The organism is Nocardioides sp. NPDC059952 (assembly GCF_042730435.1).
Classification (GTDB): domain Bacteria; phylum Actinomycetota; class Actinomycetes; order Propionibacteriales; family Nocardioidaceae; genus Nocardioides.
The window spans coordinates 78,678-91,515 of sequence record NZ_JBHWLY010000018.1; the positions used below are offsets into that span (position 1 = coordinate 78,678).

The 12,838-nt window shown below is 69.8% G+C and carries 11 protein-coding genes; 7 read left to right on the forward strand and 4 right to left on the reverse strand.

Features of this window, described 5'->3' with window-relative positions; translation table 11 throughout:
• Window positions 1–60 precede the first annotated feature (60 nt).
• The 5 genes from ACFV9G_RS11010 (at window position 61) to ACFV9G_RS11030 (ending at window position 5,723) form a co-directional block, all read left to right on the forward strand.
• The gene (locus tag ACFV9G_RS11010; protein WP_378727506.1) at window positions 61–570 is read left to right on the forward strand and encodes an RNA polymerase sigma factor; all 510 of its coding nucleotides are present in this window, start codon (window positions 61–63) and stop codon (window positions 568–570) included.
• Window positions 567–2,087: a hypothetical protein gene (locus tag ACFV9G_RS11015; protein WP_378727507.1), complete on the forward strand. Its 1,521-nt coding sequence runs from the start codon at window positions 567–569 to the stop codon at window positions 2,085–2,087. Before ACFV9G_RS11010 ends, ACFV9G_RS11015 begins: the two co-directional genes overlap by 4 nt.
• Before the next feature lie 95 nt (window positions 2,088–2,182).
• Entirely contained in the window at window positions 2,183–2,686 is a 504-nt protein-coding gene (locus tag ACFV9G_RS11020; protein ID WP_378727508.1) for a SigE family RNA polymerase sigma factor, read from the forward strand.
• Window position 2,687: 1 nt separating this feature from the next.
• Window positions 2,688–4,190, forward strand: coding sequence for a hypothetical protein (locus tag ACFV9G_RS11025; RefSeq protein WP_378727509.1), 1,503 nt, complete (start codon window positions 2,688–2,690; stop codon window positions 4,188–4,190).
• A 156-nt stretch (window positions 4,191–4,346) separates the two neighbouring features.
• Window positions 4,347–5,723 carry a dicarboxylate/amino acid:cation symporter gene (locus ACFV9G_RS11030; protein ID WP_378727510.1) on the forward strand — a complete coding sequence of 459 codons (1,377 nt, stop codon included), beginning with the start codon at window positions 4,347–4,349 and terminating at the stop codon, window positions 5,721–5,723.
• Between the two features lie 2 nt (window positions 5,724–5,725).
• Here ACFV9G_RS11030 and ACFV9G_RS11035 read toward each other — a convergent pair whose 3' ends face one another.
• Window positions 5,726–6,319, reverse strand: coding sequence for an NADPH-dependent FMN reductase (locus ACFV9G_RS11035; RefSeq protein WP_378727511.1), 594 nt, complete (start codon window positions 6,317–6,319; stop codon window positions 5,726–5,728).
• Between the two features lie 102 nt (window positions 6,320–6,421).
• Here ACFV9G_RS11035 and ACFV9G_RS11040 point away from each other — a divergent pair, with 102 nt between their 5' ends.
• Window positions 6,422–7,258: a helix-turn-helix domain-containing protein gene (locus ACFV9G_RS11040; protein WP_378727512.1), complete on the forward strand. Its 837-nt coding sequence runs from the start codon at window positions 6,422–6,424 to the stop codon at window positions 7,256–7,258.
• A gap of 6 nt (window positions 7,259–7,264) precedes the next feature.
• Here the strand turns inward: ACFV9G_RS11040 and ACFV9G_RS11045 are convergent, their stop codons facing one another.
• From ACFV9G_RS11045 to sucC, 3 genes are all read right to left on the reverse strand, one after another.
• Window positions 7,265–7,942, reverse strand: a complete 678-nt coding sequence (locus tag ACFV9G_RS11045) for a LysM peptidoglycan-binding domain-containing protein (protein WP_378727513.1) — start codon at window positions 7,940–7,942, stop codon at window positions 7,265–7,267.
• Window positions 7,943–8,184: 242 nt separating this feature from the next.
• Entirely contained in the window at window positions 8,185–9,081 is an 897-nt protein-coding gene (gene sucD, locus ACFV9G_RS11050; RefSeq protein WP_378727515.1) for a succinate--CoA ligase subunit alpha, read from the reverse strand.
• A gap of 17 nt (window positions 9,082–9,098) precedes the next feature.
• Entirely contained in the window at window positions 9,099–10,265 is a 1,167-nt protein-coding gene (sucC, locus tag ACFV9G_RS11055) for an ADP-forming succinate--CoA ligase subunit beta (RefSeq protein WP_378727517.1), read from the reverse strand.
• 511 nt (window positions 10,266–10,776) lie between these two features.
• Here sucC and ACFV9G_RS11060 point away from each other — a divergent pair.
• Window positions 10,777–12,771: a peptidoglycan DD-metalloendopeptidase family protein gene (locus ACFV9G_RS11060; RefSeq protein WP_378727519.1), complete on the forward strand. Its 1,995-nt coding sequence runs from the start codon at window positions 10,777–10,779 to the stop codon at window positions 12,769–12,771.
• Window positions 12,772–12,838 lie beyond the last annotated feature (67 nt).

Sequence of the window (12,838 nt, forward strand, 5' to 3'; positions counted from 1 at the left end):
TGAACCTCTGAGGCTGGCGCAGGGCCAGATCGGGGTCCGGCCGGTCCGGGGAGGCAAGCGATGGACGAGGACGAGTTCGACGTGTTCTACAACGCGTCCTACCGCCGCGTGTGCGCGCAGGTGTACGCCATGATCGGCGACTCCGACGAGGCCGCCGAATGTGTCCAGGAGGCCTTCGCCCGCGCCTGGGCGCACCGACGGAAGATGTCCTCGGTCGACTACCCCGAAGCCTGGGTCCGCACCACCGCCTACCGCCTCGCGGTGGGCCGCTGGCGCAGAAAGAAGTACGCCGGCCGCGTCACCGACAGAGCCGTCGGCGTCCGCACCGAGATGCCCGCCGTCGACGAGACCCACGTCGCTCTCGTCGACGCCCTCAAGCAGCTTCCCGAGGCCCAGCGTCAAGCGATCGTCCTGCATCACATCGCCGACCTGCCCGTCCACCAGGTGGCCGCGGAGGTCGGCGTACCGACCGGAACCATCAAGGCCCGCCTCTCCCGCGGGCGCACCGCGCTGGCAGCGCTGCTGGCCGACGAAGCGCCCGGCACCGCACTGGAAGGAGGCGTGCGATGAGTGACCCGATCTCCCGCCTGGACCGGTTCCGCGCGAACACCCCTGGAGCACCGATGAAGTCCGCAGCCGAGGTACGCCGCCGGGGTGACCAGATCCGCCGCCGCCAGCGCACCCTCGTCACCGCCGGAGCCGTGGCCCTGGCCGCGGTCGTCGCCGGACCGATCATCTTCCTCTCCGCCGGATTCGGCGACAAGGCCATCGATCCTGCGCCGGCGCCCAGCGAGACTCCGAGCACGGTCGCCCCCAGTGCCTCGGCCTCGGCCTCCGCGCCGGCGTCGGACCTCACCCGCGCAGCCCTTCCGATCGCGGCAGACCTGGTCGCGGACGAGCCGTTCCCGGCCTGGGTCGAGGAGCGGACCTATGACGGTGAGGGACGGGGCGACCACAACGAGTGCCTCACCGCGTCTCTGAGCGACGCGGGTGCGCTGGCGAGCGTGCGCCGTGACTTCGTCCCCCGGCCCGGGGACGAGCTGTCGGACTCGGCCGGGACACTGAAGGCCGTCGTCGCCGAGTTCGACTCGCCCGAGGCGGCCGAGAAGGCGGGCGGCGAGCTCGCCGAGGCAGCGGCCACGTGCCGCGGCGTGGATGCCCCTGAGACCGCGGGCTCGCTCCCCGTCGAAGGTGGCGTCGTCTCCGCCGGGGAGATCGACGTGGTGACGTACCAGCCCGACGACCCGGACATGAACGCGGTCTGGGAGATCGCGACTGCCGTCGTCTCCGCCGACGACCGCGTCCTGGTGATGACCCGGAAGCGTGGCGTGCAGAGCTACGTCTCGCCGACCGACCTGCAGACCTCGGCCGTCAACGCCGCCCACCGGATGGTCGGCGCGAAGAGTCCGGTCGAGCCGTCCTCGAATCCGCCGGCCTCCTCACCGGCGACCAGCAAGGCCCCGGAGCCGACCCTGTCCGCGCGCAACCTGCTCACCGGCGAGGACGCGATCTACCCCAACGGAGGAGCGCTGGACTGGGTCGAGAGCTCCGGCTCGACGACCACCGGCGAGGCCACCCCCGCGGGCAACGCCTGCTGGCAGGGCTCCATGAAGGCCCGCGGAGCGATCGCCACCATGCAGCGGAACTTCGGCCTGGAGACCTCCGAAGGCGGTGACCCCGACGCCGACGCCTATCTCAACGAGACGATCGCCGAGTTCCCGTCCAACGAGGAGGCCCAGGCGGCGTACGAGGACGTGCTCACCTGGTTCGACGGCTGCAGCCCCGAAGGCTCGGACAGCTTCAAGCCCAACCCGTTCGGCGACGTGCCGATGTCGGCGCCGGCCGAGGGCGTCGCAGGGTACTCCATCTACGGCCCGATCACGGCCGCTCCCGGGACGCAGTACGACCCCGCCGGCCGCGAGGAGGACGGGTGGTTCCTGGAGATGGGCGTCGTCCTCAGCGGCACCCGGATCGCCGTCCTCAGCCACCTCGTCAGCGGGCAGGACTACACCTGGCCGGCCGAGGATGGCGGCACCCCGGTGCAGCAGATGCTCCCCGCCGCGGCCGATCGGCTCTCGTCCAGATGACCGGATATGCAACCCATGTGGACGCTCGCACGTATCAATCCGCGACACTGACGCTCCTGCAAGGGTCGGGGAAAGCCAGCCGGGGAGGCAAGACGATGGACGAGGACGAGTTCGACGCGCTGTACAACGCGTCCTACCGCCGCTTGTGTGCTCAGCTGTACGCCATGATCGGCGACTTCGACGAGGCAGCGGAGTGCGTCCAGGAGGCGTTCGCCCGCGCCTGGGCGCACCGGCGCAAGATGTCCTCGGTCGACTACCCCGAAGCCTGGGTCCGCACCACCGCCTACCGCCTCGCCGTGGGCCGCTGGCGCCGGAAGAAGTACGCAGGCCGTGCCGCCGACAGGGCCGTCGGCGCCCGCACGGAGATGCCGGCCGTGGACGAGTCCCATGTGGCGCTCGTCGCGGCGCTGAAGCAGCTTCCCGAGGCGCAGCGCCAGGCCATCGTCCTGCACCACATCGCCGATCTGCCGGTCCATCAGGTGGCCGCCGAGGTCGGCGCGCCCACCGGCACCATCAAAGCCCGCTTGGCTCGAGGACGAGCCACCCTGGCGGAGCTGCTCGCAGACGAGACACCCGGCGCCATCTGGAAGGAGGCCTGAGATGAGTGACCCGATCTCGCGTCTGGACCAGTTCCGCGCCGATGCCCCCGGAGCGCCGATGAGCTCCGCAGCCGCGGCCCGGAGCCGAGGCGACCAGATCCGGCGCCGCCGTCGTGCCGCCGTCGCCGCCGGCGTCGCGGCCGTGGCCGCCGTCGTCGCCGGGCCGGTCATCTTCCTCTCCACCGGACTCGGCGACAAGGGGATCGACCCCGCACCGGCCACGAGCGACAGCGCGGTCGCCTCCAGCCCGTCCGGCTCCGCATCTGCGTCCGATCTCACCCGCGCCAACCTGCCGACCGAGGACGACCTCGTCGCCGACGACCCCTACCCGGCGTGGGTCCAGGAGCAGACCTACGACGGCGAGGGCACCGACACCTACAACGACTGCCTCACCGAGTCGCTGGGCGATGCGGGGGCACGGGCGACGTACCGCCGCGACTTCGTCGCGGAGCCCGGCGAGGAGATGGCAGACGCGGCAGGAACGCTCAACGCCGTCGTCGCCGAGTTCGGCTCGGCCGACGAGGCCGAGAAGGTACGCACCGACCTCTCCGACGCCGCGACCTCGTGCCCCGGCGTGGACGGAGCGGACGTCGCCGGTTCGCTCCCGGTCGAGAGCGGAGTCATCTCGGCCGGGGACATCAACGTGGTGACGTACCAGCCCGAGGACCCGGACATGAACGCGGTCTGGGAGACCGCGACGGCCGTCGTCTCCGCCGAGGACCGGGTGCTGGTGATGACCCGGAAGCGCGGTGTCCAGGACTACGTCTCGCCCACCACCCTGCAGACCTCTGCCGTCAACGCTGCCTACCGGATGGTCGGCGTCGCGCCCCCGGGCGATCCGTCCGCCACCCCGACGGAGACAGGATCGCCCGCGGCGGACGGTCTCAGCGCGGCCAACCTGGTCGACGGCAGCACCTTCCCCGCGCTCGACCGCTTCGAGAGCCAGCTCGGCTGGAACCAGTACACGCCCACCCCCGACGTGCCGACGCTGGCCTGCCAGAAGGAATGGCTCTCCTCGCTCGGTGCCTCGGCGAAGGTCGCCTCCGACTACCGCTGGGACACCGACAGCGCCATGGTCGGCCAGGTGCACGTCGCGGTGCTGGACTTCACCGACGAGAACGCCGCCGGCGCTGCGTACAACGAGATCATGGAGTGGATGGAGGTCTGCCCGGCCAACAAGCTCGGCGTCGACCCGACCGTCACCTCGCTGCCCACCGATGTCAGCGACGATCTCGACGCCGGGCCGAAGCGCGCGGCACGCTCACAGGCGACCTACCCGGGTCTGGACGGTGGCGACAGCCTGTGGTTCGAGTCCGAGCTGGTCGCGGAGCACGAGACCCGGCTCGTCCTGGTCGGCTACGCCGAGCTCGCCGGCCCCTGCCCACCGAGCACCGGCGACACGAGCGACCCGTGCTACCAGCCCGACCAGCCCGACTCCTGGCCCGGTCGGATCCTCGCCATCGAGAAGGCGGCGGTCACCGCCGGGATCAGCGACCTGCGCTGACGGACACCCGCCAAACACGATAGGGTTGATTGTCTTTCATGACTTAGCGCCTGGAGACTCTCGTCACAACGCGCTCACCCAAGGAAGACACGTACCGGTCAGGACGTTCGGGCCCAACAGAGCCCCGACCCGCATCAACCTTGGAGAAGCCCTCTCGTGTCCACCGCCCCCACCGCCAGACGGCGCCTGCCGCTTCCGTCCTTCTCGGTCCAGATCATCTTGGGCCTCGTCCTCGGCGTCGCGCTCGGTGCGGTCGCGCGAGCGATCGGCCCCGGCGCCGGCGACGAGGCCAACTGGCTGACGACGACCCTCGCCACGATCGGCGGCTCGTTCGTCTCGTTGCTCAAGGCCGTCGTCGTACCGCTGATCTTCACCGCCATCATCGCCTCGATCGCCAACCTGCGTACGGTCAGCAACGCGGCCCGGCTCGCGGGCCAGACGCTGCTGTGGTTCGCCATCACCGCGGCCATCTCGGTCGCCATCGGCATCGGCCTGGGCCTCCTCTTCCGGCCCGGCAGCAACACCGCGGTCAGCACCGCCGATGCGGCCGAGGCCGGCGCCTCCGCCTCGTGGCTCGACTTCCTCCAGGGCCTGATCCCCGGCAACTTCCTCGGCCTCGAGGCATCGACCAGCGTCGAGCAGGTCGGCGGGAGCCCGCTCGCGGAGACCGCGCTGAGCTTCAACGTCCTCCAGGTGCTCGTGGTGGCCCTCGCGATCGGCATCGCGGCACTCAAGACCGGCGAGAAGGCCGAGCCGTTCCTCGCCTTCAACCGCTCCTTCCTCGCGATCGTGCAGAAGGTGCTGTGGTGGATCATCCGGTTGGCGCCGATCGGCACCCTCGGCCTGATCGGCAACGCGGTCGCGTCCTACGGCTGGGACTCGCTGAGCTCGCTGGCCTGGTTCGCGGTGGCCGTCTACGTCGGCCTGGCACTGGTCCTGTTCGTCGTCTACCCGGTGCTGCTGCGGGTCAACGGCCTCAACCCGCTGGCGTACTTCCGCGGTGCCTGGCCGGCGATCCAGCTCGCCTTCGTCTCGCGCTCCTCGGTGGGCACCATGCCGGTGACCGAGCAGGTGACGGTCAAGAACCTCGGCGTCCCCCAGGAGTACGCCTCGTTCGCCGTCCCGCTGGGCTCGACCACGAAGATGGACGGCTGCGCGTCGATCTACCCGGCGATCTCGGCGATCTTCGTCGCCCAGATCTTCGGGATCGACCTGGGCATCACCGACTACCTGTTGATCGCCTTCGTCTCGGTCGTCGGTTCGGCCGCCACCGCCGGCCTCACCGGTGCCGTCGTGATGCTGACCCTCACGCTCTCGACCCTCGGCCTGCCGCTGGCCGGCGTCGGCCTGCTGCTCGCGATCGACCCGATCCTCGACATGGGGCGCACCGCGGTCAACGTCGCCGGGCAGGCCCTCGTTCCGACCATCGTGGCCAAGCGCGAGGGCATCCTCGACGTCGACCGCTACCGCTCCGCCTCGGCAGAGGGCCTGCTGGCCGACGACGAGCCCGCCAAGGAGACGGTGGCCGCCTGACGTCACCCCGGGTAGGCCGAGCCCGTACGCGCGGCGCGCAACGCCTCGGCCCACCAGGTGAGCTGGGCGAGCATGCCCTTGGCGTAGACGGCCGAGTCCGGGTCGTTGGGCCGACCGTTCTCGTCGAGGCGCTCCCAGTAGCGCGGGAAGGCGAGGCGGGCCTGGAGCGGGTGGGCGTGCAGCTCGGTGAGCACGTTCTCCAGGTGCAGGGCGGCGTGGCGGCCGCCGCTGTCGCCACCGTAGGAGACCAGCGCGACCGGCTTGGCCTGCCACTGGGTGAAGTGCCAGTCCAGGGCCGACTTCAACGAGGCCGGATAGCTGTGGTTGTACTCGGGCGTTACGACGACGAAGCCGTCGGCGGCCTCGAGCGCCTCGGTCAGGTCGCGCTGACCGGCGGGCCTCGGATAGTCGGCACCGGCGGCCTTCGGCGACTCGGCGGGCAGGGACAACGGGATCTCATGGTCGGCCAGATCGATCAGCTCGACCTGGAGACCGCCGTACGCCTCGGCCTGCTCGGCCACCCAGGAGCCGAAGATCGGGCCACCGCGACCTTCCCGGACGCTGGCGGTGATGACTGCGATACGTAATGGATTCATGTCATCCAGGTTCGTGCCGATCGGCGAGCGGTGGGAGACCGAGCCGAGGCTGGCCCCGGCAGGGCCACCCTGACCACGCCGGTTCGCCGTAGGCTTGTCGGCATGCCCGCCAACCCGGGAGCCCTCGGCTCGTTCATCAGAGATCGCCGGGACCGGACCACGCCCGAGAGCGTCGGTCTCCCGGAGGGCGTACGCCGCCGCGCCCCCGGTCTGCGCCGGTCCGAGCTGGCCACGCTGGCCGGGATCAGCGTCGAATACCTGGTCCGGATCGAGCAGGGCCGCGACCGTCACCCCTCGCCTCAGGTCCTGCGGGCCATCGGCGACGCGCTCCGCTTCGACGCCACCGCCCACGAGCACCTGCGCACCCTGGCGATGGCCTCGAGCGGACAGTGCGTCGGGCCGTACTCCTCGGGTCGTGACGTACGCCCCGGCGCCCGCACCCTCATCGAGCAGCTCGAGCCCGGGGTCGCTGTGCTCACCAACCGGCTCGGCGACCTGCTCGCCCACACCGAAACCTTCGACCTGCTCGCCCGCCCCCTGGGGCTGCTCGACCACGCGGAGCCCAGCCTGACCGCGTACGCCTTCCTCCACCCGCGCGCCCGCGAGGCGTTCCCCGACTGGGACCTCGTCGCCGACGACCTGGTCGCGAACCTCTACCGCGGGCCGAACGCCGGCACCTCGCGCCGGATGATCGAGGCGCTGTCACCGCAGGCGGGGCCGGAGTTCACCGACCGGCTGGGCCGCCACGACCTGCCGCACGGCGGGGTGTGGCGCTGGCGCCATCCGGACGCCGGCGAGCTGCGCTTCGACGTCGAGGAGCTCGAGCTCCCGGCCGCCGACAACCAGCAGATCCTGGTGCTGATGCCGGCCGATACGGCGACCGCCGAGTCGCTCGACGCGATGCGGCGGCGCCGCGCCGGTGCCCTGCGCGCGGTCTGAGGCCGGTCAGCTCGACGGAATGTAGAGCTTGAACCCAGCAGGCAGCTTGTCGGGCGCGCGGTGGCCGTTGTAGATCCGCAGCTCCTCCTCGGTGATGCGGAACTTCTTGGCGACGCTGGCATAGGTGTCCCCGGCGACGGTCGTGTAGACCGTCTCCCCGGTGCCGGGCTGGGGTGTCGGCTTGGGCTTCGGCTTGGCCGCCTTGGCCGGGATCTCGATCGTCGTGCCGGCGAGCAGCTTGGTCGGGTCCGCGTAGCCGTTGTGCTTCATCAGCTCCTCCGCGCTGACGCCGAACTTCTTGCCGATACTGACGAACGTGTCCCCGGCGACGACCTGGTACTTCTTCAGCTTCGGCTTCGCCGCCGGGATCTTGATCTTGCTCCCCGCCAGCAGCTTGGTGGGATCCTCGTAGCCGTTGAGGGCCATCAGCTCGCCCACCTCGACGCCGAACTTCTTGGCGATACCGGAGAAGGTGTCACCGGCCACCACCAGGTAGGCCTTCTCGGCCGGCTTCGCGGGCGGGCTCACCACGAGCTCGGCGCCTGCCCGGATCTTGGCGGGGTCGGCGATCTGGTTCCAGGTCGCGAGGTCGGTGACCTTGACGCCGTACTTCCCGGCGATCCCGGAGAGCGTCTCCCCCGGCTGGACGACGTGGGTCTTCCGCGCCTTCTCCGCCTGGTCCACGACCCGATTCACACTCTGGCCCGGCGCCGCTCCCGCCGAAACCGAACAGAGACTCAGCGGCGCAATTGACACCGAAAGTCCGATAACGACCGCACCCGAGAGCAAACGCGTGATTCGCTTGGTCATGGTTGTCACATTAATCCGTTCGGACGCTCGAGCGCGCACATTCGGACCAATTCCCCCACAGACGAAGACCGCCCCGCGACCTTGGCGGTCGCGGGGCGGTCAGGTGCTGACGTACGTCAGAGGGACTGCAGGATCTCGCGAGCGAGAGCAGCCGTCTCCGACGGGGTCTTGCCGACCTTGACGCCGGCGGCCTCGAGGGCCTCCTTCTTCGCCTGCGCGGTGCCGGCGGAGCCGGACACGATCGCGCCGGCGTGACCCATGGTCTTACCCTCCGGCGCGGTGAAGCCGGCGACGTAGCCGACGACAGGCTTGGAGATGTTCTCCTTGATGTAAGCCGCGGCCCGCTCCTCGGCGTCGCCACCGATCTCACCGATCATGACGATGACCTTGGTCTCGTCGTCCTTCTCGAACGCCTCGAGGGCGTCGATGTGGGTGGTGCCGATGATCGGGTCACCGCCGATACCGATGGCGGTGGAGAAGCCGAAGTCCTTCAGCTCGTACATCATCTGGTAGGTCAGCGTGCCCGACTTGGAGACGAGACCGACCGGGCCCTTGCCGGTGATGGTGTGCGGGGTGATGCCGGCCAGCGACTCGCCCGGCGTGATGATGCCGGGGCAGTTCGGACCGATCATCCGGGTGACCTTGCCCTGCAGGTAGGACCACACCTCGGCGGTGTCCTGGACCGGAACGCCCTCGGTGATGACCACGATCAGCGGCATCTCGGCGTCGATGGCCTCGATCGCGGCGTCCTTGGTGAACGCCGGCGGGACGAAGAGGACCGACACGTTGGCGCCGGTCTCCTTGATCGCCTCCGCGACCGTGCCGAACACCGGGAGCTCCACGTCGGCGCCTGCGGCGTCCTTGTGGGTGACCGTGGTGCCGGCCTTACGGGCGTTGACGCCACCGACGATCTGGGCGCCCGAGTCGAGCATCAGGGCGGTGTGCTTCGCACCCATGCCGCCGGTGATGCCCTGGACGATGATCTTGCTGTCCTTGTTGAGGTAGATGCTCATGTTTCTCTCTCCCGACCTCAGGCGTTGGCCAGCTCGGCGGCCTTGTCGGCGCCGCCGTCCATGGTGTCGACGATGGTGACCAGCGGGTGGTTGGCCTCACTGAGGATCTGGCGGCCCAGGTCCACGTTGTTGCCATCCAGACGCACGATGAGCGGCTTGGTGGCCTCGTTGCCGAGGATGTCCAGCGCGCCGACGATGCCCTTGGCGACCTCGTCACACGCGGTGATGCCACCGAAGACGTTCACGAACACGGACTTGACCTGCTCGTCGTTCAGGATGACGTCGAGACCGTCGGCCATGACCTGCGCGTTGGCGCCGCCACCGATGTCGAGGAAGTTGGCGGGCTTGACGCCGCCGTGTGCCTCGCCGGCGTAGGCGACCACGTCGAGGGTCGACATGACCAGACCCGCGCCGTTGCCGATGATGCCGACCTGGCCGTCGAGCTTGACGTAGTTGAGGCCCTTGTCCTTGGCCTTCGCCTCGAGCGGGTCCTCCTCGTCACGGATGACGAAGCTCTCGTGGTCCTCGTGGCGGATCTCGGAGGCGTTGTCGTCCAGCGACACCTTGCCGTCCAGGGCCTCCAGCTTGTCGCCCTCCAGGCGAGCCAGCGGGTTGACCTCGACGAGCGTCGCGTCCTCTTCGGTGAACACCGTGTAGAGGCTCTGGATCATCGCGACGGCCTGCTCGAAGACGGGCTCCGGGAAGCCGCACTCCGTGGCGATCTCGCGCGCCTTGGCCTCGTCGACGCCCTTGCCGGGGTCGATGCCGATCTGCTTCACGGCGTCGGGGTTGGTCTTGGCGACCTCCTCGATCTCCACACCACCCTCGACGGACGCGATGCAGAGGTACTGCCGGTTCGAGCGGTCCAGCAGGAAGGAGAAGTAGTACTCCTCCACCGGCGGGGTCGCCGGCGTCACGAGGACGCGGTTGACCGGCAGGTCCTTGATCGTCAGGTCGAGAATGTTGGTGGCGTGCTCGAAAGCGTCCTCGGGCGTCTTGGCGATCTTGACGCCGCCGGCCTTCCCGCGGCCACCGGCCTTGACCTGCGCCTTGATGACGGTGACGCCACCCAGCTCCTCGGCCGCGGCCTTGGCCGCCTCCGCCGAGTCGACGACAACACCGAGGGTGGTCGCCACGCCGTGCTTGGCGAAGAGTTCCTTCGCCTGGTATTCCATGAGATCCACTGATCCACCTGGTCTGTGTGTTGCGGTACGAGGCGGCGTACCGCATGGATCAGCGGTCGACGCCCTCGTCTTCAGATGTGTCCGTCCAGCACCTTAGACCCCGCCGAGCCGGAGTTACGAGCCCAGGGCACACGACGTGACGTACGCCACTGACGGACCGTGCGGCCGGACACACCGGACACATACCAACAAATCGGCAACCTTGGGTAACAGTCCGTAGCCCCACGCAGCGACCCCCGTTTGACCCCGTACGACGCGGCCTGCAGTCCGGGGACCGGTGGGTTTCGACGGCGTATCGATGCCCAAATGGGCCGATGACACGCGTTTCGGGTGACATGAATGTTCCGCAATCGAGTTCCGAATCTGGCGGAAATACGCAGATCAGCGACTGATTCGGCCACAGCCGTTGGTGAAATCAGCGAAACGGGCGTGCCACATTTCTTGACCGCGCCCTCCGGTCCGTTACAGTCATGGCTCGCCGTCTGACCCCGAACAGCGGAGATATGAACTGATGGGCAACCACCGAGCCGACGTCACAAGTGACAGTCCGCGTTCGGTCACCCCTTCCCCCGGAGCAACCACGAGCAGCAGCAGCTACGTCGGGAAGCGGCGCGCAGCGCCGGCGACCGACAGCCCTGCCTCCAGGCCTGCCCCGCGAGCGACCGGATCGACCTCCTACGTCGGGAAGCGGCGCGCCGCGCCGTCCCCCGCCGTCGGGACCGCGAAGCCATCCCCCGCCCCTGAGACTCCTGAGGAGCCGGTCGCCAAGGCCCGGCCCAACCGCGTGGTTCTCGAGCAGACCGGCAAGCTGCCGGTCGTCGGGTCCCCGCGCGCCGACGAGGCCCACGACGGCCGCATCTCGACGAGTGAGCTGCGTGCTCTCGTCGAGGGCGACGGCCCTTCCTTCCCGGCCTCGTTCCCGACCCCGCCGCCTGCCGCGGCGACCCCGATCGTGCCCGTGCAGCGCCGGGCGAACCAGATCGACCCGGTCCTGGCCGACCTGCTCCACTCGATGGGCATCGACCCGGACAAGGTGACCCCCGAGGTACTCGAAGACCTCGGCGTAGGAGGCATGACGACCTCCGAGCTCACCATGTTCCTGACCCAGCCGACCAAGCCCGCGCCCGCCAAGGCGAAGTCGAGCAGGGCGGTCTCTACCAAGACGCCCCCGCGCGGTGTTCCGGCTGCTCCTGCAGCTCCCGCGCTTCCCGAGCCGGTGGCGCCCGTCGCGCCTGAGCCGACCTTCCAGGCGCCCGAGCCGACGCACACGCCGAAGCCGCTGCGGATGGCCAACACGTTCGCGCCGCTGACCGGCAAGATCCGCGCGGTGCGCGAGGCCCGCCAGATCCCGGCTCCCCCGGTCGCCCCTGCTGCTCCGGCCTACGAGCCGGAGATCCAGGAGCCCCGCGGGTTCCAGGAGGCCTTCGACGCGCCCCCGACGTCGTTCAAGATCGACACGACCTCGTTCCCGGCCCCGCCGGTGGCGCTGCCGCAGCAGATCGACTTCGACTCGATGGCGATCGACCTTCCGGCCGAGAACTACACCGTCGACGCGCCCTACTACGAGGAGCCGCAGGCTCACGAGGCGTACTACCAGGACGACTACGCCGACGGCTACGACCGCGACGCGCAGCAGGCCGAGACCTACTTCCGCGCCGACACGGGCAGCATCGACCTGCCGAGCATCAGCGAGATCGCGACCTACCGCCCCGAGCTGCACGACCTCCCGGCGGTCGAGACCACCGGCACGATGGTCGGCATCGGTGGTCCCACCCGTCCCCGCACCCGGCGCGCCTCCGCTGCGGCGGCCGGTGGCCGCCCGACGGTCCCGCTGACCGCCGGCGCCGCCGCTCTCGCTGCCGCCATCGGTGGCATCGCGCTGACCGGCGGTCCGACGATGGTCGCCGCCGATGACGTACGCCTCGTCGGAGCCACCGCGCTCGGGGGCGACAGCGACATGGTCGTCGTCGGTGACCGTTCCGCGACCGTCACCCGCAACGACGAGCGCTCCGAGGCCGACACCGCGGCGAGCACCCGCGAGAAGGCGCTCCAGGGCGTCGACGTCCAGGCCGACAAGCAGGACAAGTTCCTCAAGTCCAACATGTGGGAGCTGCCGATCCCGGCGGGCGTCTACCGCATCACCGGCACCTTCGGCTCCTCGGGCTCCAACTGGTCCAGCACCCACACGGGTCTCGACTTCGCGGCCCCCTACGGCACGCCGATCCACGCGATCGCCCGCGGCACGGTCACCGAGACCGCCTGGGGCGGTGCGTACGGAAACCGGACGATCATCACCCTCGAGGACGGCACCGAGATCTGGTACTGCCACCAGAGCGACTACGGCGTCTCCGTCGGCCAGACGGTCTCCCCCGGTGAGGTCATCGGCTACGTCGGCTCGACCGGCAACTCCACCGGCAACCATCTCCACGTGGAGGTCCGCCCCGGTGGTGGTGACGCCGTCGACCCCGACGCCGCCCTCAACGAGCACGGCGTAGACCCGAGCTGACGCGCGCAGCGCGTCAGCTCGGCACAGAGCCGAGTCGGCGCAACTGCAACAGAGCCGAGTCGGCGCA

What these genes read in the sequence shown, in the direction of transcription:
- ACFV9G_RS11010 (WP_378727506.1), top strand. Translation starts at nt 61, where the DNA reads ATGGACGAGGACGAGTTCGACGTGTTCTACAACGCGTCCTACCGCCGC.
- ACFV9G_RS11015 (WP_378727507.1), top strand. Translation starts at nt 567, where the DNA reads ATGAGTGACCCGATCTCCCGCCTGGACCGGTTCCGCGCGAACACCCCT.
- ACFV9G_RS11020 (WP_378727508.1), top strand. Translation starts at nt 2,183, where the DNA reads ATGGACGAGGACGAGTTCGACGCGCTGTACAACGCGTCCTACCGCCGC.
- ACFV9G_RS11025 (WP_378727509.1), top strand. Translation starts at nt 2,688, where the DNA reads ATGAGTGACCCGATCTCGCGTCTGGACCAGTTCCGCGCCGATGCCCCC.
- ACFV9G_RS11035 (WP_378727511.1), bottom strand. Translation starts at nt 6,319, where the DNA reads ATGAATCCATTACGTATCGCAGTCATCACCGCCAGCGTCCGGGAAGGT.
- ACFV9G_RS11040 (WP_378727512.1), top strand. Translation starts at nt 6,422, where the DNA reads ATGCCCGCCAACCCGGGAGCCCTCGGCTCGTTCATCAGAGATCGCCGG.
- sucD (WP_378727515.1), bottom strand. Translation starts at nt 9,081, where the DNA reads ATGAGCATCTACCTCAACAAGGACAGCAAGATCATCGTCCAGGGCATC.
- ACFV9G_RS11060 (WP_378727519.1), top strand. Translation starts at nt 10,777, where the DNA reads ATGGGCAACCACCGAGCCGACGTCACAAGTGACAGTCCGCGTTCGGTC.